An 18541-nucleotide genomic window follows, 5' to 3' on the forward strand; every position below is an offset into this window, starting at 1 on the left:
TCTTTATGACTTCCCTGCTTTTACTTTTAAGCTTTTATTTTTTAAATAAATTCCATAATAAACTACTGCGCCCAATAACCCACTATATAAAGATAACTTGTGCAACATCGGCACTGAAATCAGACCTAACAACGGATTATCTAATAAAAATGGAAAGAAGGGTTCAACATCTGAATGCATAATACTATCAAGTAATACATGACTAAAACTGCCAACAAATGCACTTAGAAATACTACCCACCAAGCAATTGATATGGGATTTTCCCTTTTAGAAATACTTATCAGCTTTAAACCAAGTTCGGATAAGTATTTACCTGTTAGAGCAGCAAAAATAGCAATTAGCACTGCACCAACATAGGTATGGGTAAAACCATGAAGATGCCCCTCTCCCGTTATCAACACAATTAGTGGTTGGATATCCATTACGATTTGAGTCCAGCCAAAAACCATCAAGCTAAAGCTACTTTGTAATATGGCTTTAATAAAAATCCCTGGCCCCATGTGCATTGGAGTAAATGGCATTATGAATACCTACAGTCTTTAAGGATCAAGGATATCGCCTCAGTAACCAACCGCGCAGACTCTTTTGGCTGTGCTTGAAGTATGAAATGAGGTCCTTCAATTTCTATATACTTAATATTGCTGAAGACTTTGGTGAACTCACGACCCTTCTGTGATGCTATAAGCCTGTCTGAAAGTGCTCGAATATAAATTGAAGGTATATCCGATGTTGTTATTGGTAGTCGTTGCTGGCTCATAACTTCTAATCTATTTTTTAATACGAGATCAGGTATAGATTTAGTAACCGTAATAAATTTTGATAAAAGCTCTTTTGATGCCCCTTGACCGAGGAGTAAAAACTTATGAAAAATCGTTGATAAAGGTGCTGAAGCTAAAGATTTAATAGGTAAAAGTTTAGCTATCGACAATAAGAATTGGTTAGGAGAACTAAGGAAACTGGCAATGAAAATCACGCCTTTCAAATGTGGATTATTTTGCCTAAGTAGCTCAGGAATAATACCGCCAGCAAACGATTCAGCTAACAAAATATAATCTTCAGTTGGTAATTGCTCTTTTATTATATTAGCTAAAAACACATGGTCTTGAGAACCCGATTGAGGTAATGGGATTACAATATAGTCTCCGTCAAAGTTAGACAAAAACTCTTCAAATAATTCTCCAGTACCATCCATACCGGGCAACAACACTAATTTAGAAATAACCACTATCCTTGTATGTTAATATTTATCATTTTACTTGGAATTAAATGGAATGAGCATATTATTGACTCTATTCTAGAAAAGGCAACTAACGACCTAAAACGGTCGTAAGAGCATTCGAACTGAGCGAAAAATAATCATACGATTAATTAAACTTGACTGACGGCAATGAGCTTGCAGGAGACATCAAGTCACCATACCTGCCGTTGAAATTCTAACCTAAAACTATTTACCAGCTACTAAACCAAAATCGTTATTTAAAATATTCTGAAACCATTGATTATAAATGGAAAAACCATAGGAAACCCTAAACGACGTTACACTCAAACAAAACACACGGTGTAAGATAATACATATAGAACACCCCAGAATTTTCCAATTTATGTGTTCGCTAGAGTACAGACTTCCAGATTAATTGTGCGTATTGTTTTACCATTCAAAACATTAGAAGACTAAAATCAACTGAGTCGAGTCGAATAAATTACACATAGTAAGACCCTTAAGACCCATTTTGGAGAACACTGATGAAAACGTTTCAGTTAATTCGAACTACCTCTTTTTATCTGACCTTTCTAATCCTAAATGGTTGCAGCGTAATCAGTTCTCAACCAATCAACAACAGTACTGGCACAAGTCCAGTTCTCCCAAAACCTCATCACAGTCTTATCTCGACTGTGGGTGTCACGGATGACTCAATCAACAATGCGCTGAAGTCGCCATCTCCAGATTCAAACCAATAGCATGGTCATTGTGGCCATAATGAAAGGAGATGATGAATAAAATCTAATATCTTTGCATTGTGCAATTAGATTATAGAAAAATTAAGTTAATAAGGAATCAGATCATGAACAAAATTTTTTTAATAGCTTTCATTGGATGGGTGACATTTTTAGCTGGTAGTGTCTTCGCAAAAGAGGTAATTCTCGATACAGGAGAAACATATCGCCAGGGAAACCTCACTGTCACCTGCGGCATAGCGTTAACAGAGCATGTCCCGCAGGCTCTCAAAGAATGCCAACACTGGGACGATTTTAATAAAAAGTGCCTGTTTGAAAAAAAGACTTATATATACAAAAATCTACAATGCGTTGAAGAATGTCAGTACTGGGAAAAGTTTGACAGCACCTGTCATTACCAAACAAAGTGTTCTTTCGACCCGCGGCAGAACTGGTTTGTTCGAACCACATGCGATAATTTTGACGACTTCAACAATACCTGTGTGAGAACAAATGATATAAAAATAGTGCAATGATACAAAAAAGGCCTTGTTATCGGTAACGACCTCAATATTTTCTATCAACCTAAAAAATTAATCCAAGGGGAATGTTATTGAGCCTGGGGCATGAACAGGCTGGGTAACTAATATTTAATGCTATGCTGGTTCACGTACCATGTAGTAATTGATGCTCCTAGGCCGCATTGTTGATTTTGAGGCAAAATGGATAATATTGGACTCAAACGGCAAAAATTGCTGAACAATTTAATAAACGCTGACCACGACCAATGAGAAAAATTGAAGTTCATTGGTTTTACCAAGGTTGCGGCAGTAATCAGCCTTATTGCTTGCAACCCGTCGCAGGTTATCAAGACGTTAGGCGTATAATCGCGGATCCTACCAAGCCAGAGAGAGCGGAGCTATGAGGGAACTAATGAGTGAATCAACTAATCGGAGGTCTACGTTGGCCAAGACTTTCAGGCATCCTGTGACGCGTTTATCTAAAAGAGGCCGGTGTTTAGCATGTTGGGCCGTGCTGGTGTTTGCGCATCTTCCCGCCATCGTTTTTGCCCAATCATCGTGCTCCGGAATTCAAGTAAAAATTCCGAACATTAAAAATAACACTGGAGTTGTAGCTTGTGCGCTTTTCGAATCTTCAGTAGGTTTCCCTACTGAATTTTTGCACTCTGCAACCAATATAATGATGATGAAAATTCGAGATACGCAGGCGCGTTGCAACTTTTTAGATATCCCTCCGGGAACGTATGCCTTGGTTGTCATTCATGATAAAAATATGGATGGTAAGCTTGGCACAAACTTGCTAGGGGTGCCGACAGAAGCCTACGGTTTTTCAAGTGGTGCAAAGGCCTCGATGAGCGCACCTTCGTTTGAAACCGCTAGATTTACGTACGATGGGGAAAACCTTGATCTAACAATTAAATTGACTTATTGAGCGACCTTTCCGTGAATACCTAGGCATTGTTTCAATCAGGCAGGACCATTGATAATTTACTGTGCTTAACAAATTGTTGCACCAGACATTTGACCTGCAATCCATGTTTTCTGTCGAAAAAACAGGTTTCCTCTCAAATGCCCTTGAACTCACGCGTTAGTAGCAATGCAAGTTTTGAGGCAGCTCGCAGTATGATAATAATGCTTGAAAATTCTAATCAAATTGTTGCTCATCAAATTCATATTATTTTTCAAAACTTTTATAAGGTTGAAACTCAGCTTATTTCTATTCTTGATTTTCCACAGGGATGTCTTCTAATATCTTCAAAATCGCGTGATTATTTCCTAATTTGGCTAGGTCAATGAGGTAGCTTTTTTCAAGTTCTTGCATTACTTGGCCTGCCAGTAATTCTTTGAGCCGTTGTTCTTCGTTATTGGCAATGGTAGTTTTTATGGCGGCAAAGTTAGTTATGCTTTGGTCGTTGTTGTTTTCCATTCGTCGCACTCCCTTTTTGTTGGTTAATTAAAACATTAGCTTACTTTTAATACCCACCATAGGGGGATGACTTTTGGAATGCAAGTTTCTACAGGGTTTATTCAGCACATTGCGCTAAAAGAGTTGAATCGCGTTGCAGGCAATTTTGACCGAACTCATGGATTAGGTCGGCATCAGGGATAGACAGTTGATACTCATCGTTTGCTTCACCTCAGAGTAAAAAACGATTTACTGAGAAATGAGAACATATACACTAAGGCAGCGGATCCTTCCGCTCTTCCATTACTTCCTTAGCATCCGTAAATCCGTTCGAGCCCACGCTAAAAAATCATTCTCCAGTGTTGGCTTCCAATATAAGTGTTTTAACAGCAGACCCTAAGACGCTGTAATTCAGAACTTTTACCATGCCACTCTATTGCTCCTGTCCAATAGAGTGGCTGCCTGGTTAGAGCGGCTGTCTGGTGGGACGGATGATAATCTCGTTGACATCAACATCTGCCGGCTGCTCGATTGCATAAGCAATTGCACGTGCAATCGCATCAGAGTCAATTGCCATCTCGTACATTTCATCAACACCCTTAGCAGTATCGGGGTCGCTGATTTTACTGGTCAGTTCGGTCGCCACAGCCCCAGGCGAAATATTGGTGGAGCGGATTTCCCCTTCGCCTTCCTGACGAATGCCTTCTGATAACGCCTTAACGGCAAACTTGGTTGCGGAATAAACGGCGGACGCGGGAAAGACCTTATGCCCAGCTACCGACGACAGATTGATGATGTGGCCGACATGCTGCTCGCGCATGGTCGGCAGCACAGCGGCAATGCCATAGAGCACGCCTTTGATATTGACATCAACCATCTTCTCCCACTCGTCGACCTTGAGCTCATCGAGGGGCGACAGCGGCATCAGGCCAGCGTTGTTGACCAGCACGTCGATGCGGCCATACGCTTCCTTCGCTGCCTTGGCCAGCGACTCAACCTGAGCGCGTTCAGTGACGTCGGTAACCTGATAAATAGCGTCACCACCCTGCTCCTTGATCGTATCACGCAACTCCACAAGGCGTTCCTCGCGACGGGCAGCAAGCACCAGCTTGGCGCCACCTTTTGCCAAGCGTTGCGCTGTGGCTTTACCGAGACCACTGCTGGCACCGGTAATGATGACGACTTTGCCATTGATTTCTGACATTGGTTTTCTCCTGTTGAAATGAATTATTAAATATTACAAGTTATAGGTTCCAAGCCTGTATTACGCCGTGACAGTCAGGCGGACCGCATATTCTGCGCCATACCGTCGTAACAGCCTGTAGTGGCGGCCTCCACCAGAACATGGGCTACATCCGATCGGGACGCCTTTGCTGATTTATCGACGTCCTCGCCCAGGATCACATCAGTGCCGCGACCCTTGTTGGTTAGTGCTACGGGGCGCAGGATCGAGTAGGTCACTCCGGAAGCCTTAAGGTATTCGTCCGCTTCGTGCTTGGCATTCAGGTAAGGGGCCAGGTCGCCGGTTGGGTTGGGCAGATCGGCGCCGATCGAACTGAGCATCACGAAACGTTTCACGCCTGATTCCAGCGCCAGATCAATCAGTCGTTTGGCGCCGTCCCGATCCACTTTTTTGGTCATTTCAGGACCGGTGGTTCCGCCGGAGCCTGCAGCAAAGATCACCGCGTCCATGCCGTCGCACAGGCCGGTTTTCAGTTCTGTAAGATCACTATGGCGAACATCTACCCCCAAGGGCAACGAACTGGTATCCGAACTTTCGCGAACCAGCGCTGTTGGTTTATGGCCCTGTTCTATCAGGTACTGGGCCAGAAGCTGGCCCGTTTTTCCGGTGGCACCGGCGACAAGAATGTTCATACTCATAGAAAAATCCTTAATGTTAAATTAAATGTTCGAAATTAGGCAGTTAAAGCCAGGTCATGGCAGGAAAATCGACTTTACGTTGACCAATTTTTTTTATTCCAAAGCCACCGTGTGGACGTTTCTCGTCCTTTGAAAAGATCCCACCGACCAGTCAATAGCTTTTTCATTAGCAAGCCGATCCGTCGCTTGTATTTCGGTAATTATGTCGTAGGTATGGGTTTCTTTTTCGGTCGCAAGATTAATGGTGGTGATTGTCGACATGGTTGCTCCTTCCGGGTCTGATAGGCAAACGCCGTTGGCGTTAGCTCAAGTGTATTATCAGTCCGTTGGAGTGAGTTGTCTGTTCGCTTACCAACACTACCGCGAGCAAACATCAACGAGCCCATGTTAGTGGCGAATAAATGACCCAAAGAAAAAAGTACAAAAGAATAAACCACATACCTGATCTATTTAACATGATCTGATTTTGTTGGGTTCAGGGTCATTGGATCAACTTTTGAAGCAGGTTAATGGATGAGAAGGTTAGGATTTGATAGTGTTAGGTATCAATTTTATCCAGTAAATCGAAAAAAAGCGCTAGACAGGCACGTTGACTTCACTCTTTGTGATAAGAATGCGGGATCAGTGAACAAAGAAAGGCAACCAGTTTCTAATGAAAGCAGTCACCGCATATCACACGCTTAAAATCATACTCGAGACGACCACAGCACAAAAAATCATCAAAATCTCGCTCAACGTACTTTGGTATGCGCTTATATTTAAATCTCAGAGAAAAACCTGAACGTCGGCTATCTCAGTGTTACCTACCTACAAGCCTTCTGCAGCAAACGTGTACTACAAGCAGAAAGCCAATGGCCAACTGTTTTTACAAAGTTCAATGAGCGTTCAGCCAGCCTTATAAATGATTTGGGCAGTGTAAATAAATTAGTCAGATGCGACAAAGCGGACGTTTAGTTAATGAAAGTTTGCTCTGATCCCAGAGGTTACTTTTCATTTTCAGACGATGATGACTTTTTTGAGTCTGCTGATTTATCTTCTGAATTTTTTTTCGACAACATGGTATTGAGCTTTTCACCACCTTTGGCGCCAAAATCCAATGTTCTGATAGGAAATGGAATTAAGATATCAGCTTTTGCCAGCGCTTTATTGATTTCTACAACCGCCGTATGGCGAGCTTTCATAAAGCCAGTGTCGCCTGGATAGTCAATCCAGAACCAGACAACTAAATTTATACTGCTGTCTGCAAACTCCTTGGCAAACACGGCAGTTTCTTCTTTTTTTATAACAAAATCACAGACATTTATCGCTTCTTCAATAACTCCAGCTGCCTTTTCTGGGTCGTCTGCGTAAGAAATACCAACCGGTACTTCGATTCGCCTGCTGCCTGTGGTCGTATAATTTGTTAGTACGTTTCGAAACAAGATTTTATTTGGAATAACTTCTATCTGGCCAAAAAACGTTTCTACTAATGTGTTACGTAAATTAATTGTTTTTACTATGCCAAGCACATTTTCTGCTTCAACCACATCGCCAATTTGAAATGGCTTACGAATACCCATCGCAATACCGGCAATAAGATTCTCTGCCATATCTTGAAAAGCAAAACCAAGTGCTAAGCCAATGATACCAGCGCCAGCTAAGAGTGATGTTACTGTGCCGGTTAACCCCAAAAATTCTAGGGCGATAAATAGCCCTGTGAACAGCACAAGCATCTTCATAATAGACGTAAGTAGATCAGCAATTTGTTCAGATTCTAGGGTTTTATGAAGCACTTTTCGAACGGCTCTGCCAACATATTTAGCCAGTAAGCCAAAAAATATGACTAAGAGAATGGCGACTATAAAATTGGGTAAGTGTTTAATGCCAGCTTCCAGCCAGCCTTGTAATTTTTCGTCAATTAACTGCCAGAATTTATCTAATACAGAGAGATCCATTAATATTATTCCCGTTATTTTTTATCATTATCCTTTAATGTAGATTCAGCCAGTGTATTAGCTTATCTAGTGTCGAATATAGGTAAAATAAAACGTCATTTTTCATAAAATGAAAATACATGTTGCCTCATGTTTTCCATACTGACATCTCTTTTATATCCAAGTCGGCGAACTGTCGTCTATTACTCAAAACTTCTCAGAATATGCTAAGGCAACAGATTTTTCTTGCTCTCAGTGTTTGGGGGCTTATAACCCCTTATCAACTTTTAGATTATGAACAAAATTTTTGGATGGATTTATTGCTCGAAATAAGTACATATGTCTCAGTTATCCATTTTTGGCCTAAGAATATGATTTTTCAAATGCTAGAAAGTAAGAAAGCAGAAATCCATCATAGAGAGGTAATAATGTTATTTATCATTGCGACTATAATGAGTTTGCAAATTTTTCTCATCTTCAAAACTAAAAGGCACTGAGGGATCGAACGTTGGTGCATCTTTCACTTGCTGCTGCGTCATATCAACATAAATTTTAGAGGTAGGCCAACTCACCTCTTTAATCCATTTAGGCGCAATTAAAACCAGATGACCCAACCACCAATTACTGGTGTTAATAATCAAATAACGAATAGCCCAAGTGTCGATATCTATCAACATACCTTGCAAGTGACCCAATTCACCGTCTATTGCATCAAGGTGATAACCCACTACGGCATGACTGCTGCGTAGATGATGATCATTATCCCGTGATAGTGCAGCCTTGATGTCTGCGGATATCTCTGGGTTATCTAAGTTATCTGGCTTTGGCGCGACACTATAATAACCAAGTGCCATCATGTTAGGACTAGATTCACTTCCCCAAATACCTGTGTTACCCCAGTAATGTTCGTAACCATAATATTCCATATGATCGACCTCATGCTGCCTAGAGACCGGTTTTTCGCTTTCTATATCAGGGCTGTTTTTTACCTGTTCTCTTGAGATTGTGACAGTAAGCGTTTTATCTTTCTGATTAAACTCTTTGATTGATATGGGTGAAAGCAATATTTTTTTGCTTGATAACCAAGACCCCGTTTCCACCACCAAATATCGGATCACCCAATGCTTATCATCAAAATAAAGATCTTTGGTCAATCCAATATCGCCATCAGAGGCCTGAATGGCGATATTTTTTAAATCATTAATTGTATGTAACATGATGTATTTGCTCCAGATTAAAGGTTGAAAACAATAAATAATTGCTTTATTAATAGAGTCAACATTTCTCAGTTTGCATCAAATATCCTATTCAATCTGTTCGGTGTCGCACCGAACGAGGGTGAATATTAGCTTAATCTGGATCCATCTATAAATTTTATGATGAACGACCATTTTCACCTTCAAACAAAGCCTTTTATTTATTATTTTTAAGGAGTTAATGATGACCTCTTCAACTAAAAACACACACTCGATAATTAATCGACGTCAATTTGTCCGCGGTTTAGCATTAACTTCAGTAGCGGCTGCCGTTGCATCAAACATTCCATCAACCTTTGCCAGCAATGAGTTTATCTCGCAAGGCTCGACTAAGTTCAATCCAAAACAACCCATGTTAACGGGAACTGAGTTTGATTTAACTATTTCCGAAACGACCGTTAATATTACCGGCACTCCCGCTTTAGCAACATTGGTTAACGGCTCTTTACCTGCACCAACACTTGTTTGGCATGAAGGTGATGAAATCACACTCCGCGTGACTAACAAATTAATGGTAGATTCCTCTATTCATTGGCATGGGATTATTTTGCCAACGAATATGGATGGTGTACCTGGCTTAAGTTATGACGGCATTAAGCCCGGTGAAACTTATGTCTATCAATTCACCGTAAAACAAAATGGTACCTATTGGTATCACAGTCACTCCGCATATCAAGAGCAAACAGGTGTCATCGGTGCAATTGTTATTTTACCAAAAAAACAAGAACCTATTCACTCCGACCATGACTATGTGATTCAACTCTCTGACTGGTCAGATACCCCTCCTGAAACCATTTATGCAAACCTTAAAAAGATGGGTGATTACTATAATTTCCACCAAAGAACGGTCGGCGATTTTTGGAGTGAATTAAAACAAAAAGGATTTTCTCAAGCCTGGAAAGATCGTTCAATGTGGAACAACATGAAAATGTCCGATCGAGACTTGTCAGATGTAACTGGCGCAACCTACACCTATTTAATGAATGGGCTCTCCCCTAATGCACATTGGCGTACCGTGGTGGAATCTGGCAAGAAAGTAAGATTGCGTTTTATTAATAGCTCTTCTATGACGTTCTTTGATGTACAGATCCCTGGTTTAAAAATGACCGTTGTGGCTGCTGATGGAAACTTAATCCAACCGGTAGAGGTTGATGAATTCCGCATTGGTGTAGCAGAAACCTATGATGTCATTGTGGAACCTGATACAGATAAACAAGCTTATGCGATTTTTGCTCAAGCCATTGACCGTTCCGGTTATGCGATAGGCTCCATCACCTCTAATGCTTCAAAATTGGCGTCTGTCCCAGCAATGGATCCATTACCTATTTTAAGCATGACAGACATGGGTATGGAAATGGACGGCATGGATCAGAGTGGTCAGGATATGCTTACTGGCATGCAAATGAATGGTAAGAATCAGAACGATAATGACATGTCTGGTGGCATGCAAATGAATGGTAAGGATCAGAGCGATAATGACATGTCTGGTGGCATGCAAATGGGCCAGGATGTCAGCAATGCTTACTATTCAAAAAATGCACAGACTATGTCTAACATGAATGTTAATTTAGATGACGAGCAAATTCCAATGGATATGAATCCAAAACTACCTCTCATTGATGTGCCTGAAAAAGAAGGCCCACAAATCGCGATGCGTGCCACTGGCGCAAAATATCGGCTAGATGATCCAGGCGTTGGCTTACGAAATAATGGCCGCAAGGTCTTAACCTATGCCGATTTAAAAAACCTTTATCCGACACGCCATGAACCTAAACCCACTAAACAACTGCTATTGCACTTAACGGGCAATATGGAGCGTTATATGTGGTCAATTAACGGCATCCCCTATGGTGAAGCACAACCATTAAAGTTTAACTTCGGTGAGCGCATTCGCGTTACGTTTATTAATGACACCATGATGAATCACCCTATGCACTTACACGGTGTATGGAGTGATTTAGAAACGGGAGATGAAAATCATATTCCTAGAAAACATACAATCGTTGTACAACCAGGTTCCAAAATCAGTTATCGAGTGACTATGAACGCTCGTGGTGATTGGGCATACCACTGCCACATGCTCTATCACATGATGGGTATGTTTAGACGTGTACAAATCCGATAGTCAAATTCAGTATTCTAGGAGAAATATAATGAAAAATTTATTCAAAGTAATATTACGCACCATATTTATCTCGTCCATACTAATGACATCACAAGTGCATGCAGGTGGAGAAAGAGACCCTTTATTAACGTACTTTCTAATGGATACGCTTGAAATTAGCGACCAAACTGGCAACCCTACTTCTTGGGGTGTCACGTCTTGGATAGGTAAGGATTGGCACAAACTCTACCTTAAATCCGAAGGGGAAACACTTCATGGACAAACCGAATCTGAGAACCAGCTACTCTACAGCCATCCCATTGAAAAATATTGGGATCTTCAAATGGGGGTTGGTTATGACACGACTCCTGAAAAAAACCAAAACTGGGCCGTAATCGGTTTACAAGGCCTTGCCCCTTATTTCTTTGAAACTAATGCAGCAGTGGTGTTCAACGACAAAAATATTGGTTTTAGATTCGAAACGGAATACGAGGCTTTATTTACTCAAAAACTGATATTAACGCCCAGCCTAAAACTCAGTGCCTATTCTTCCGATGATGCATCTATGGGAATTGGATCTGGATTATCATCTGCTGAACTAGGGTTGCGTTTACGCTATGAATTTTCTAGAAAATTTGCGCCCTACATCGGGCTTAAGTTTAATCAAGCCTTTGGTAAAACAGCCGACTACCTAATCGCCGAAGGCGGTAAGAAATCCGACACCAGCCTTATCGCAGGTTTAAGATTCTGGTTTTAATTCAAGGTATTATTTCAATAATACCGTCAGGCTTATTTACAAATAAGCCTGAGACTTTGCAAATAGGCAGAACACTATAAGAGTATTACTCGCGGCTCAATAACTGCGGCTCACGCTCATTTGACACACACGCAAACAGTAGGCCAAATGGTTTTTTCAAAACCGACTTTTCACCTTAATGACTTTAGAGTATAGGTAAAAGAAAAACGTCATTTTTTATAAAGTGACGATACATATTAAATCCGCCAGGATAAAAGTATCGAATTATCATCTCATCTTAAAAAATCAAACGAATAAGGATAAGAAATGAATAGTAATACAGATATTAACAACCGTCCCGATTACGATCATGTCATCCAAGATATCGCAGATTATGTCATGAATTTTGAAGTCACTAGCGAAGAAGCGCTCGATACCGCGCGCAACTGTTTAATGGACACCCTCGGTTGCGGATTGCTAGCGCTGCGCTTTCCTGAATGTACAAAACACCTTGGTCCTATCGTACAAGGCACCCTTGTGCCTAACGGCGCGCGAGTGCCAGGAACATCGTTGTCGCTCGACCCGATTAAAGCCGCTTGGGACATAGGTTGTATTATCCGCTGGCTCGATTATAACGACACTTGGCTGGCCGCTGAATGGGGACATCCATCGGATAATTTAGGCGGTATTTTGGCAGTGGCTGATCATTTATCTCAGGTCAGACTATCGAAGGGCGAACAGCCTTTTACCATGCGAGAAGTGCTTGAAGCCATGATCATGGCGCATGAAATTCAAGGTGTAATAGCGCTAGAAAATTCTTTTAATCGCGTTGGTTTGTGCCATGTATTGTTAGTTCGAGTCGCCTCAACGGCAGTTATCACAAAAATGATGGGCGGCAATAGAGAACAAATCATGGCGGCGGTCTCGCAAGCTTGGGTCGATGGCTCTGCGCTGCGCACCTATCGTCACGCACCCAATGCGGGTTCTCGTAAATCTTGGGCCGCGGGCGACGCGACCTCAAGAGCTGTGCGTTTGGCCGACATGTCGATGCGCGGTGAAATGGGTATTCCAAGCGTATTAACCGCTCCGCAGTGGGGCTTTTACGACGTCTCTTTTTCGAAGACGAATAAAGACCAAGCACTTAAACCAGAGGCTGAACGTCAGTTTTCGTTTTCTCAAGAGTATGGTTCTTACGTGATGGAAAACATTTTGTTTAAGATTTCTTTCCCCGCAGAGTTCCATGCGCAAACTGCCGCGGAAGCTTCGGTTATCCTGCATCCTGAGGTGAGAAATCGCTTAGCGGATATTAAGAAAATCGTCATTCGAACCCACGAATCGGCCATTCGCATTATTTCTAAAACAGGTGCACTTGCTAATGCTGCAGATCGTGACCACTGTTTGCAGTATATGGTTGCGGTGCCGCTGGCGTTTGGAGGGCTAACCGCCGAACATTACGAAGACGACTTTCACAAGGCACATCCCATCATTGATGAACTGCGCGATAAAATGGAGGTTGTCGAAGATAAACGCTTTACCGCAGAGTATTTAGAAGCAGATAAACGCGCTATCGCTAACGCCATTCAAATTTTTTTCAACGATGGCAGCAGCACAGAAGAAGTGCTAGTGGAATACCCTGTGGGACATCGTCGCCGGCGCCAAGAAGGGATCCCGCTATTGGAGCAAAAGTTCAAAGCGAACTTAGCGACGCGGTTTCCGAACCATCAATGCAAAACTATTTTCACGCTGTGTAAAGATCAAGCCGCGCTTGAGTCCAAAGCAGTAAACCGCTTTATGGACTTGTTTGTTATTGCTTCAGTTTAAGCCCTAGCTGATCCAAACCGCAGCATTAAAGCAGATAAATTTATATTGCTAATCGTAAGCGATAACTTTAAAACGAAAAATTAACAAGGCGTAACTAACGGGTTCTAACATGACTGTTCAAAATGAACACAGTATAGCGAATTTTGTAATCTTGAAAACTGCCATAGTAAATGGTTAAGAGGAGTTGATAAAAGAATTATTATCAAAAATACCGGTGCAAGAACTTGAAAAAAGCTATTTGCTCGACTTAGCCAAACTTAATGATAATCGCGTTATCATTAAGTTAATCAAGAATATTCCCAAACAGAAATAGTTATGCAAAGTGACTACTAAACGGAATAGCTTTGTTAAATATTTGCAGTCATAGGAGTGCAACGTTATTGGTCTTGTAGTAATCAAGCGGGACCAGACGTAGCTGATGTGGTTTATAGGTAAAATAAAATGTCGTTTTATAAAGTAACGATACATATTTCCTCATATTTACATCTCTTTTATATCCTTGAGGGGGTGGAAATCGGCGATTTTTCATTTATTACTCAACTGTTTTCACATAATTTAGAATTTAAAACAAGCGCCTCAAAACCGCTCTTTAATATTACCCCATCGATCACTAAGTGCGCCGCTGATTCTGTTTTTTATTATTCATTTTTAACCTCGTATAAGTGCGTGTGTATAGGTAGAATAAAACGGTGTATAGTAGAAGTGCTAGGAGGAATCCGATTAAATATTATTGACTAGGATTGACAATAAAATGTGCTTTCTATCCGTTTTGTTCAATTTTCAGTATTCACGTTTTACCTGCCTATTCGTTAAGCTATTAAAGGAACATTCATATGAAACTGTTGACGCCACTCCTATCATTTCTTCTCATACTGGCTGGTTGCAGTTCACCAGCAAATCAGTCTCAGAACCGTTCCGTTGAAGAAATTGCGACTATTGAAAATATCTATCCCGAGGCAGATGCCGCTTTAGGGGAAAAACTATATCCACATGAGGCACTTTTAGCCGACGAAACAGCTGACCTCATTGAAGGTATTATCCGCCATCGATATACCAATGGAGAAGCCAGGCGTGATGTTCACCCCAAAGCTCATGGCTGTTTAAACGCAGAGTTTGACGTGCTAGACGATTTACCTAAATCATTAAGCCAAGGTGTATTCCAAGCAGGTAAATCCTATTCCGCGTGGGTGCGTTTTTCTAATGGAAATCCTGATCCTGATCGCCCGGACATTAAAGGGGACGCAAGGGGGATGGCAATAAAGCTGCTTTCTTCTCCAGCCGAGGCTGGCTGGCACATAGCAGATAAAAGCACAGTGCAGGATTTTATCTTAATTAATCACCCTGTCTTTCCGGTTAAAGAACCTGAAACCTATGTGGCCGTACATCGAAATTTATCGTCTGACGGATTTTGGGATAAATTGGCAATACCCTTTAATTTGGGACTTCAAGGTTCACTTATTGGCCTCGAGTTGACTAGCAAAAAAATTGCCAACCCTTTACATACACGGTATTGGTCTGAAGTTCCCTACCAGCTTGGGATGGGACAGCAGCGGAAAGCCGTGAAATACTCAGTTCGCCCATGTACAGCCACGACAAATGAAGCTCCCGAGGAAGCCGGTGCAGATTATCTTCGCGAGGCGATGAAGACGAGCCTTGACCAAAATGCAAGCTGCATGGAGTTTCTGGTTCAACTTCGAGAAAACGACGAAATGAGTGTCGAAAATTCCATGATCGAATGGCAAGAAGTGCAGGCACCTTTTACTGTTGTAGCGCGTATCCACTTTCCTAAACAGACCTTCGATACAGATGCACAAAATACATTTTGCGAGAACCTAGCTTTCAATCCTTGGAACAGTTTATCCGAGCATAAGCCTTTGGGCGCCATGAACAGAATGCGAAAAGTTATCTATGAGCGAACAAGAAAAGTTCGACGGGAAATGAATTCAGTGGTTACCGTTGAATAGATTTTGGGGGCGAAGATCAGGTCAAGCAATGGGAGAAGGTTCACAGTTGATCCCTGGTTTCATTCAATGATGCTGACATAACGTCGTATCACGGGATCTGGCGGTTCGGCTTTACCAATAACTGCCAGATATCCAAAAGATTAACTAGTTGCCTTGGAGAAATAAATTTAATCTAAGTCTTTTTAAACTCGACTGAATTTTTACGAAAAAAGTGAACTGAATACTCTTACTCATCGCATTAGCCAGCGTGCGACTGGTTTTATTGAACACGAGGGCTTATTCGTGAGTGATGATGACAATGGTTACCTGGCTTTGGATCGTCTTCCAGCCGATCAATAGCCAATCCCATACCCATATCGTTCATCATATTTCTGTTCTCTCCAGTTGACATTTCGTGAGACCACGCAAGCGGGACCCGTCTGCGTGCTCCGAGTTGCTATCGCACAGGCACATGCCTATGTTTGTGTGGAAATTTAGTCCGGCTTATTACAAGGTAGTCCGGTAGCCTGCAAATCGTCAAAGCCTGCTTCCGATGCAAGAGCTGCAATGTAGCCCATTTGTCGTAACGTTGCTGCGGCTAGCGCGGCACGTCCACCGCTGGCACAATAGGTGACTATAGGCCGTTGGTGATCGCTTTCTTCGTCGGAAATTTTCATTTCCAATACACCACGAGGTATAGCGACGGCACCTTCCAGATGGCCTTCCTGCCACTCATTGGGTTCACGAACATCGAGCACTAGCGCACCGCTGCCACGCAGAGCCCTCACCTTTTCAAGGTCGACGGTGTCAACCACTTTTTTGGCTTCATCGATCATTTGTTGTGCAGTTAAAAACGTAAGCATAAAAATTTCTCCTGATTGTAGTGTGAATGAATGTTCAAACTGTTAGTTCGCTATGCATCTGCAGCTAAACCGCAGCCAAGGTTCGCCGGAACGGCCACATCCATCATCTTAGGATCAGGCAGATCCAGGTTGTTCATAATGTCGATATATTCCGCACGGCTCTTGCCGGCTAATCGCGGGTTATGAGCCTTTTCCTCAGCAACGCTGCTGCGGGTCCAGCCCTTATAATCGTGCGCCGGGTATACCAGCGTTGAATCCGGTAACGTAAATATTTTTTTAGTAATAGAATCATAGCTTTGACCAGCGTCACCACCTTGAAAGTCGGTTCGGCCACTGCTACGAATCAGCAGCACGTCGCCGGTGAATATTGCTGGACGCTCGCTGTGAAGCAAAAAGCTATAAGACTCATCGGTATGGCCAGGTGTGTACAACGCTTCTAGATCAATACCATCCAACCGGATGTGCTCGCCCTCCCGAATGGTTTCAGACATACAGTCGGCTTCTGTCTGTTCGCCCATTACCGTGATGCAACCGGTCTTTTCTCGCAACTTTCCAAGACCGGTGATGTGATCCGCATGGGTATGAGTATCGATGGCTCGCACTAATCGAACATCGAGTTGTTCGACTAGTTTCAGGTACATATCCACCTTATCTATTACCGGGTCGATTAGTAACGCTTCGTGGCCACTATCGCTAGCCAACAGATAGCTATAAGTGCTGGATTCAGAATCAAAAAATTGGCGAAATAACATGTTTATCTCCCATTCATATTTAGTGTGTAAATAACAGTACTAAACGCGATATCGAAAGGTATTTGTAATTGCACACTGAATCCATACATGGGTAACTCCTATATATTGGCTGAACCAATATCAATAATAAAAAGCAGCCTTATTGGTAAAGGCAAAGTAAAGGTTACCTTATCGTTGTATTTATAATTACTCTGTACGTTAACGTACTTAATAAAAGATTTTTGGCGCCTATGTAGTCGTTACAATAAAGTAGTAGTAAGACAAAAGAAGCGTTTCTATACCCAATATCACTATAAAGCATTTAAATAAAACCCAAAAAGACGACTTAATCGTTTATGACAGAGGTTATCCTGCCGTTTGGTTTTATAAATATCATAGGTTAAAAAGTGTTAATTTTTGCATGCGCATTGTTAAAAGCTCTAATGTTGTTAAAGCGTTTTTAGAAAGTGGGAAATATAGTAATATCGTTGATTTTCCTTGTGCTGAAAAGTCTCTTCGTCGATGTAGGAAAGATAAAATATCGACCGGTTCACTACATTTAAGATTAGTACGAGTTGATCTACCATCTTGTGAACCAGAAGTTTTAGTTTCATCATTAACAGATTTACAAGCTTATCCTACTGCTCTTTTTGCTGATTTGTATTTCTAACGCTAGGGTGTTGAAGAAGATTACAAGATATTGAAAAAAAAGCAAAAAGCCCGTTACTTTCGTAATGGGTTTTTCTTTATTTGGCGGTGAGAGTGGATTTTAACTCTACTCGAAGGTTTAGTGCTATAAACCCTTATTTAAAATTTCTAACTATCAAAAAGCAAAAAACCGCTAATCTTTCGATTAGCGGTTTTTCTTTGTTTGGCGGTGAGAAAGAGATTTGAACTCTACTCGAAGGTTTAGTGCTATAAACCTTATTTATAATTTCTAACTATCAAAAAGCAAAAAACCGCTAATCTTTCGATTAGCGGTTTTTCTTTGTTTGGCGGTGAAATAGAGATTTGAACTCTACTAAAGGTTTAGTGCTATAAACCCTTATTTAAAATTTCTAACTATCAAAAAGCAAAAAACCGCTAATCTTTCGATTAGCGGTTTTTCTTTGTTTGGCGGTGAAATAGAGATTTGAACTCTACTCAAGGTTTAGTGCTATAAACCTTATTTATAATTTCTAACTATCAAAAAGCAAAAAACCGCTAATCTTTCGATTAGCGGTTTTTCTTTGTTTGGCGGTGAAATAGAGATTTGAACTCTACTCAAGGTTTAGTGCTATAAACCCTTATTTAAAATTTCTAACTATCAAAAAGCAAAAAACCGCTAATCTTTCGATTAGCGGTTTTTCTTTGTTTGGCGGTGAGATAGAGATTTGAACTCTAGAAGGGCTATAAACCCTTGCTGGTTTTCAAGACCAGTGCTTTCGACCA

At 41.4% G+C, this 18541-nt stretch carries 17 protein-coding genes; 7 read left to right on the plus strand and 10 right to left on the minus strand.

Going from position 1 to position 18541, the window contains the following annotated elements; translation table 11 throughout:
* Nucleotides 1-3 precede the first annotated feature (3 nt).
* Together H4J76_RS16735 and H4J76_RS16740 are read right to left on the minus strand one after the other, a co-directional pair.
* On the minus strand, nt 4-522 hold the full coding sequence (locus H4J76_RS16735; protein WP_182217770.1) for a metal-dependent hydrolase: 519 nt from the start codon (nt 520-522) through the stop codon (nt 4-6).
* The gene (locus H4J76_RS16740; protein ID WP_182217768.1) at nt 522-1226 is read right to left on the minus strand and encodes a hypothetical protein; all 705 of its coding nucleotides are present in this window, start codon (nt 1224-1226) and stop codon (nt 522-524) included. Before H4J76_RS16740 ends, H4J76_RS16735 begins: the two co-directional genes overlap by 1 nt.
* 838 nt (nt 1227-2064) lie before the next feature.
* Between H4J76_RS16740 and H4J76_RS16745 the strand changes: the two genes are divergently transcribed.
* A complete protein-coding gene (locus H4J76_RS16745) occupies nt 2065-2472 on the plus strand; it encodes a hypothetical protein (protein ID WP_182217767.1) in 408 nt (135 codons plus the stop codon).
* Between the two features lie 397 nt (nt 2473-2869).
* Nucleotides 2870-3388: a DUF2141 domain-containing protein gene (locus H4J76_RS16750; protein WP_259364975.1), complete on the plus strand. Its 519-nt coding sequence runs from the start codon at nt 2870-2872 to the stop codon at nt 3386-3388.
* Between the two features lie 285 nt (nt 3389-3673).
* Here the strand turns inward: H4J76_RS16750 and H4J76_RS16755 are convergent, their stop codons facing one another.
* The 6 genes from H4J76_RS16755 to H4J76_RS16780 all read right to left on the minus strand — a co-directional run bounded on the left by H4J76_RS16755 (nt 3674) and on the right by H4J76_RS16780 (nt 8873).
* Complete coding sequence (locus H4J76_RS16755) at nt 3674-3883, minus strand: hypothetical protein (RefSeq protein ID WP_182217763.1); 210 nt, start codon at nt 3881-3883, stop codon at nt 3674-3676.
* Nucleotides 3884-4328: 445 nt separating this feature from the next.
* Entirely contained in the window at nt 4329-5066 is a 738-nt protein-coding gene (locus tag H4J76_RS16760) for an SDR family oxidoreductase (RefSeq protein WP_182217761.1), read from the minus strand.
* A gap of 74 nt (nt 5067-5140) precedes the next feature.
* Nucleotides 5141-5743 (minus strand): SDR family oxidoreductase, encoded by a 603-nt coding sequence (locus H4J76_RS16765; RefSeq protein WP_220465958.1) that lies wholly within the window; start codon nt 5741-5743, stop codon nt 5141-5143.
* A gap of 93 nt (nt 5744-5836) precedes the next feature.
* Nucleotides 5837-6004, minus strand: coding sequence for a hypothetical protein (locus tag H4J76_RS16770; RefSeq protein WP_182217760.1), 168 nt, complete (start codon nt 6002-6004; stop codon nt 5837-5839).
* Between the two features lie 722 nt (nt 6005-6726).
* Complete coding sequence (locus H4J76_RS16775) at nt 6727-7677, minus strand: mechanosensitive ion channel family protein (RefSeq protein ID WP_182217758.1); 951 nt, start codon at nt 7675-7677, stop codon at nt 6727-6729.
* A gap of 410 nt (nt 7678-8087) precedes the next feature.
* The gene (locus tag H4J76_RS16780) at nt 8088-8873 is read right to left on the minus strand and encodes a PRC-barrel domain-containing protein (RefSeq protein WP_182217757.1); all 786 of its coding nucleotides are present in this window, start codon (nt 8871-8873) and stop codon (nt 8088-8090) included.
* Nucleotides 8874-9093: 220 nt separating this feature from the next.
* Between H4J76_RS16780 and H4J76_RS16785 the strand changes: the two genes are divergently transcribed.
* The 4 genes from H4J76_RS16785 (at nt 9094) to H4J76_RS16800 (ending at nt 15537) form a co-directional block, all read left to right on the plus strand.
* Entirely contained in the window at nt 9094-11037 is a 1944-nt protein-coding gene (locus H4J76_RS16785; RefSeq protein ID WP_259377159.1) for a copper resistance system multicopper oxidase, read from the plus strand.
* Between the two features lie 28 nt (nt 11038-11065).
* A complete protein-coding gene (locus tag H4J76_RS16790; RefSeq protein ID WP_182217754.1) occupies nt 11066-11773 on the plus strand; it encodes a copper resistance protein B in 708 nt (235 codons plus the stop codon).
* Nucleotides 11774-12079: 306 nt separating this feature from the next.
* On the plus strand, nt 12080-13573 hold the full coding sequence (prpD, locus tag H4J76_RS16795; protein ID WP_182222651.1) for a 2-methylcitrate dehydratase: 1494 nt from the start codon (nt 12080-12082) through the stop codon (nt 13571-13573).
* A gap of 833 nt (nt 13574-14406) precedes the next feature.
* Nucleotides 14407-15537 carry a catalase family protein gene (locus H4J76_RS16800; protein WP_182217750.1) on the plus strand — a complete coding sequence of 377 codons (1131 nt, stop codon included), beginning with the start codon at nt 14407-14409 and terminating at the stop codon, nt 15535-15537.
* 473 nt (nt 15538-16010) lie between these two features.
* On the opposite strand, the gene H4J76_RS16805 is transcribed toward H4J76_RS16800, so the two are convergent.
* Nucleotides 16011-16379 carry a rhodanese-like domain-containing protein gene (locus tag H4J76_RS16805; protein ID WP_259364988.1) on the minus strand — a complete coding sequence of 123 codons (369 nt, stop codon included), beginning with the start codon at nt 16377-16379 and terminating at the stop codon, nt 16011-16013.
* A 50-nt stretch (nt 16380-16429) separates the two neighbouring features.
* Nucleotides 16430-17131: an MBL fold metallo-hydrolase gene (locus H4J76_RS16810; RefSeq protein WP_182217748.1), complete on the minus strand. Its 702-nt coding sequence runs from the start codon at nt 17129-17131 to the stop codon at nt 16430-16432.
* 400 nt (nt 17132-17531) lie between these two features.
* On the opposite strand from H4J76_RS16810, the gene H4J76_RS16815 reads away from it, so the two are divergent.
* Nucleotides 17532-17780, plus strand: a complete 249-nt coding sequence (locus H4J76_RS16815) for a hypothetical protein (RefSeq protein WP_259364987.1) — start codon at nt 17532-17534, stop codon at nt 17778-17780.
* Nucleotides 17781-18541: the final 761 nt, after the last annotated feature.

Origin of the sequence: Colwellia sp. BRX9-1 (assembly GCF_014077195.1) — a bacterium.
Lineage (GTDB): Bacteria > Pseudomonadota > Gammaproteobacteria > Enterobacterales > Alteromonadaceae > Colwellia_A.

Excerpts from the sequence above, each read along its gene's own strand:
- H4J76_RS16735 (WP_182217770.1), bottom strand. The coding sequence starts at position 522 with ATGCCATTTACTCCAATGCACATGGGGCCAGGGATTTTTATTAAAGCC.
- H4J76_RS16745 (WP_182217767.1), top strand. The coding sequence starts at position 2,065 with ATGAACAAAATTTTTTTAATAGCTTTCATTGGATGGGTGACATTTTTA.
- H4J76_RS16750 (WP_259364975.1), top strand. The coding sequence starts at position 2,870 with ATGAGTGAATCAACTAATCGGAGGTCTACGTTGGCCAAGACTTTCAGG.
- H4J76_RS16755 (WP_182217763.1), bottom strand. The coding sequence starts at position 3,883 with ATGGAAAACAACAACGACCAAAGCATAACTAACTTTGCCGCCATAAAA.
- H4J76_RS16760 (WP_182217761.1), bottom strand. The coding sequence starts at position 5,066 with ATGTCAGAAATCAATGGCAAAGTCGTCATCATTACCGGTGCCAGCAGT.
- H4J76_RS16765 (WP_220465958.1), bottom strand. The coding sequence starts at position 5,743 with ATGAGTATGAACATTCTTGTCGCCGGTGCCACCGGAAAAACGGGCCAG.
- H4J76_RS16770 (WP_182217760.1), bottom strand. The coding sequence starts at position 6,004 with ATGTCGACAATCACCACCATTAATCTTGCGACCGAAAAAGAAACCCAT.
- H4J76_RS16775 (WP_182217758.1), bottom strand. The coding sequence starts at position 7,677 with ATGGATCTCTCTGTATTAGATAAATTCTGGCAGTTAATTGACGAAAAA.
- H4J76_RS16780 (WP_182217757.1), bottom strand. The coding sequence starts at position 8,873 with ATGTTACATACAATTAATGATTTAAAAAATATCGCCATTCAGGCCTCT.
- H4J76_RS16785 (WP_259377159.1), top strand. The coding sequence starts at position 9,094 with ATGATGACCTCTTCAACTAAAAACACACACTCGATAATTAATCGACGT.
- H4J76_RS16790 (WP_182217754.1), top strand. The coding sequence starts at position 11,066 with ATGAAAAATTTATTCAAAGTAATATTACGCACCATATTTATCTCGTCC.
- prpD (WP_182222651.1), top strand. The coding sequence starts at position 12,080 with ATGAATAGTAATACAGATATTAACAACCGTCCCGATTACGATCATGTC.
- H4J76_RS16800 (WP_182217750.1), top strand. The coding sequence starts at position 14,407 with ATGAAACTGTTGACGCCACTCCTATCATTTCTTCTCATACTGGCTGGT.
- H4J76_RS16805 (WP_259364988.1), bottom strand. The coding sequence starts at position 16,379 with ATGCTTACGTTTTTAACTGCACAACAAATGATCGATGAAGCCAAAAAA.
- H4J76_RS16810 (WP_182217748.1), bottom strand. The coding sequence starts at position 17,131 with ATGTTATTTCGCCAATTTTTTGATTCTGAATCCAGCACTTATAGCTAT.
- H4J76_RS16815 (WP_259364987.1), top strand. The coding sequence starts at position 17,532 with ATGCGCATTGTTAAAAGCTCTAATGTTGTTAAAGCGTTTTTAGAAAGT.